This is a genomic window from Streptomyces sp. ID05-39B (assembly GCF_033794725.1).
Classification (GTDB): Bacteria; Actinomycetota; Actinomycetes; order Streptomycetales; family Streptomycetaceae; genus Streptomyces; species Streptomyces bobili.
Window position 1 is genome coordinate 1 of sequence record NZ_JARGEF010000433.1, and the last position, 3311, is coordinate 3311.

Here is a 3311-nt window from a genome sequence, read left to right on the forward strand (position 1 = left end):
GTGTTCCGGTGTCCCCTCTCTTCCCGGCCCTGACAGGCCCGCCAGTGAGCCCGCCGCCCCCGCGAGTTCCGCGTACGTCAGGGACCGGTCACCGAAGCGCAGCGCCACACGGTCGGACGGGGGGCCCGACGGCGGCGGGCCTGTCAGGGCCGGGAAGAGAGGGGACACCGGAACACTCCTCGGGCAGGGGACGTCATGGTCGTTCCTACCCCATGACCTGTCCGGCCCGCCGGTTTTGGAGGTTGACGCCCGTCACTTCCCGACACCCGTCACCTCTCCACGAGGTCGGCCACCACACAGCTCACGTTGTCCGGGCCGCCCGCGCCGTTCGCCTCGCGGACCAGGGCGAGGACCGTGTCGGCGGGGGAGGGGGTCTGCGTGAGGAGGGCGCGGATACGGGGCTCGGGGACGACCGTCGACAGCCCGTCGGAGCACAGGAGATAACGGTCGCCGGGCTGGGCGTCGTGCAGGCGCAGCTCCGCGTCCGGGACAGTGGCGCCGGGCAGGGCCTTGAGGAGGAGGGCGCGCTGCGGGTGGGCGACGGCCTCCTCGGCGGTCAGCCTGCCCTCGTCGATCATCGACTGGACGACGGTGTGGTCGTGGGTGATGAGGAACAGGGCGCCGTCGCGCAGGAGGTAGGCGCGGGAGTCCCCGATGTGGACCAGGGCGAGGCGGGAGCCCGTCCACACAAGAGCCGTCAGGGTCGTACCGGCGTCGCGCGCGCCCTCCGCGGCGTCGCGCACCGCGTCGTTCGCGCCGCGCACGGCCTCGTCCAGGAAGTTGAGGACGTCTCCCGCGGGAACCTCCTCGGTGTCCAGGAAGCGCAGGGCCTCCACGGCCGCGCTGCTGGCGGGGGCGCCCGCCGGTCCGAAGCCGTCCGCGACCGCGAGCAGCCTGCCGCCGGCGTACGCCGTGTCCTGGTTCTCCGGGCGGACCCGGCCCCGGTCCGAGTGGGCGGAGTAACGAAGTTCCAGCATGGTGGTGTCCTTCCTCGACATCTCGGGTGTCTGCGACAACTGGTCCACGAGGAACGCCGCGAGGTCCCGCCGTACGGCCGTCTCCGCCTCGACCCGCGCCCAGTAGGCGCGGATCTCGGTGGCGGCGGCCGCGGGGTCGAGCGCGCACACCTCGCGGATCCGGGCGAGGGGCATGCCGAGCCGCCGCAGCCACGCCACCAGCCGTGCCTGCTCCAGCTGGCCGGTCGTGTAATAGCGGTAACCGGTGTCCGGATCGACTCGCGCGGGCCGCAGCAGCTCCAGCTCGTCGTAGAGTCGCAGTGCCTTCGGTGACAGCCGGGAGGCCTTCGCGAAGGCGCCGATCGTCAGCATGTGCATGGGCACTCCGGTTCTCGTGTCCGTCGGTCCGTCGGTCCGTCACGTCGTTCCGCCACCGATGCTGGTGCTTCCCCGAAGGGGAAGGTCAAACGGGTTGCCGCGGTTGCGGGGGCGGCGGTTAACCTGCGGGTTCGTGCGCGCCGCAAGTCGTTACAAGACGTCACAAGCCGTTGCGGACGGCGATCACCAGCTTGGAGTTCCCCGTGCCCAGAGTCGCCCTCGTCACCTACGACCCCGGTCCGGAGCCCAGCAAGGACCGTGACCTGCCGGTCCTGGTGCGGGCGCTGGAGGAGGCCGGAGCCGGAGCGGAGGCCGTGTGCTGGGACGACGCCGACGTCGACTGGGCCGCCTACGACCTCGCCCTGATCCGCTCCACCTGGGACTACAGCTGGCGCGCGGCCGAGTTCACGGCGTGGGCGGAGCGCTGCGCCGAGGCGACGCGCCTCGCGAACCCGGCCGCCGTCGTGCGCTGGAACACGGACAAGCGCTATCTCGGTGAACTCGCCGCGGCAGGCATACCCGTCGTCCCCACCTGCTACCTCGACCCCGGCGAGCCGGCCGACCTCCCCGACGACCACGAGTACGTCGTCAAGCCCACCTCGGGCGCCGGCGCCCGTTACGCCGCGCGCTACACGCCCGACCAGCACGACACCGCCGTACGCCATCTCGCGCGCATGCACGAGGAGGGGCTGACGGCGATGGTCCAGCCGTATGTGCGCAGCATCGACACCGGAGGGGAGCGGGCCCTCCAGTTCTTCGGGGGCAGCCTGCTGCACGCCAGCCGCAAGCGTGCCGTGCTTGCTTCCGGAACCGCTTTCGACGCGGACAAGGTCGCCCATCCGGGGCTGGAGCCCTGGACCCCCACGGCGGCCGAACTGGACGTGGCGGAGCGGGCGTTGGCCGCCGTGCCGGACGCGCCCGAGCTGCTGTACGCGCGCGTCGACCTGGTGGACGGCGACGACGGCCGGCCTCGGGTGATGGAGCTGGAACTTGTGGAACCGAACCTCTTCCTGTTTCTGCACCCGGAGTCGGTGCCTCGGGTGGCCGAGGCGATCCTCGCGGCGGCCGGCGCCCGCTGAGCGCTCCGCTGGAAGTGCGGTGATGGGCCGTCGATCGTCTGCGGCGCCGTCGTGGCTGGTCGCGCAGTTCCCCGCGCCCCTTGGGGCGCTGCCGAACCGCGGCGACTTCGCCCAGCCTGCTGAGGGGCGTTCGGTAGCTACCCCCGCGCCGCCGTCCGCTGCAACAGGCCCCAGGTGAACTCGGCGGCCACCTCCCGCCGTGCCCCCGCCCCGTCCGGTGCCGCGAAGGCCAGGCCCCAGCGGGTGGGCGCCGAGCCCTCCAGTGGCTGGGCGGGGGCGAAGGCGCGGGCGACCTCGTCGACCGTGCAGGACCAGGGGGTGAGGTCGTCGAGCGTGCGCAGGGTGGGGGCGGGGGCGCCCGGCGCGCGGACGAGCCATTCGTTCCAGACGGCGCCGTTCGGGGCGAGGAGCACCTCGAAGCGGAGGTCGGGCCAGAGGGGGAGCGGCCACACCAGGGCCTCGCAGTCCAGGTCGCCGACGCGGCGCGTCGCCTGCGACTCGGGGACTCCGAGGACGGAGCGGTACCGGGAGGCGGCGCCCCGGCTGCGGGGCGAGCGGACCATCGCCTGCCAGCGTTTGTTGGCCTCCCGCATGTCGTAGAGCGAGGCGCCCAGCTCATGGCGGGCGTCATCCACCAGGTCCGGATTATGGTCGGCCATGCGGCGCAGCAGCACGAGCTGGAAGTCGACGGGCGTGAAGGGGCGGCGGACGGCGGGGTGCGTGTCGGACGGCATGGGAACCATCGTCGCCCACCGGGAGGACCGCCGTCGGTCGGCTGTCAAACCCGGCTGACCGGTTGTCGATTTGGTTGACGACCGCCTGCCGATCAGCGGCGCGCCCACGCGCATCTCCGCACCCGTCCCCGACCCGTCCCCGCACCCGTCCCCACGCGCATCCC

Annotated in this window: 3 protein-coding genes; 1 reads left to right on the top strand and 2 read right to left on the bottom strand. The window is 72.9% G+C overall.

Going from position 1 to position 3311, the window contains the following annotated elements; all coding sequences use genetic code 11:
* Window positions 1–269 precede the first annotated feature (269 nt).
* Window positions 270–1334 carry a MerR family transcriptional regulator gene (locus tag P1P75_RS40675; protein WP_319264838.1) on the bottom strand — a complete coding sequence of 355 codons (1065 nt, stop codon included), beginning with the start codon at window positions 1332–1334 and terminating at the stop codon, window positions 270–272.
* 203 nt (window positions 1335–1537) lie between these two features.
* Between P1P75_RS40675 and P1P75_RS40680 the strand changes: the two genes are divergently transcribed.
* A complete protein-coding gene (locus P1P75_RS40680) occupies window positions 1538–2413 on the top strand; it encodes a hypothetical protein (protein WP_319264841.1) in 876 nt (291 codons plus the stop codon).
* Between the two features lie 137 nt (window positions 2414–2550).
* Here the strand turns inward: P1P75_RS40680 and P1P75_RS40685 are convergent, their stop codons facing one another.
* Window positions 2551–3156, bottom strand: a complete 606-nt coding sequence (locus P1P75_RS40685; RefSeq protein WP_319264844.1) for a hypothetical protein — start codon at window positions 3154–3156, stop codon at window positions 2551–2553.
* Window positions 3157–3311 lie beyond the last annotated feature (155 nt).

Excerpts from the sequence above, each read along its gene's own strand:
- P1P75_RS40675 (WP_319264838.1), bottom strand. The coding sequence starts at position 1,334 with ATGCACATGCTGACGATCGGCGCCTTCGCGAAGGCCTCCCGGCTGTCA.
- P1P75_RS40685 (WP_319264844.1), bottom strand. The coding sequence starts at position 3,156 with ATGGTTCCCATGCCGTCCGACACGCACCCCGCCGTCCGCCGCCCCTTC.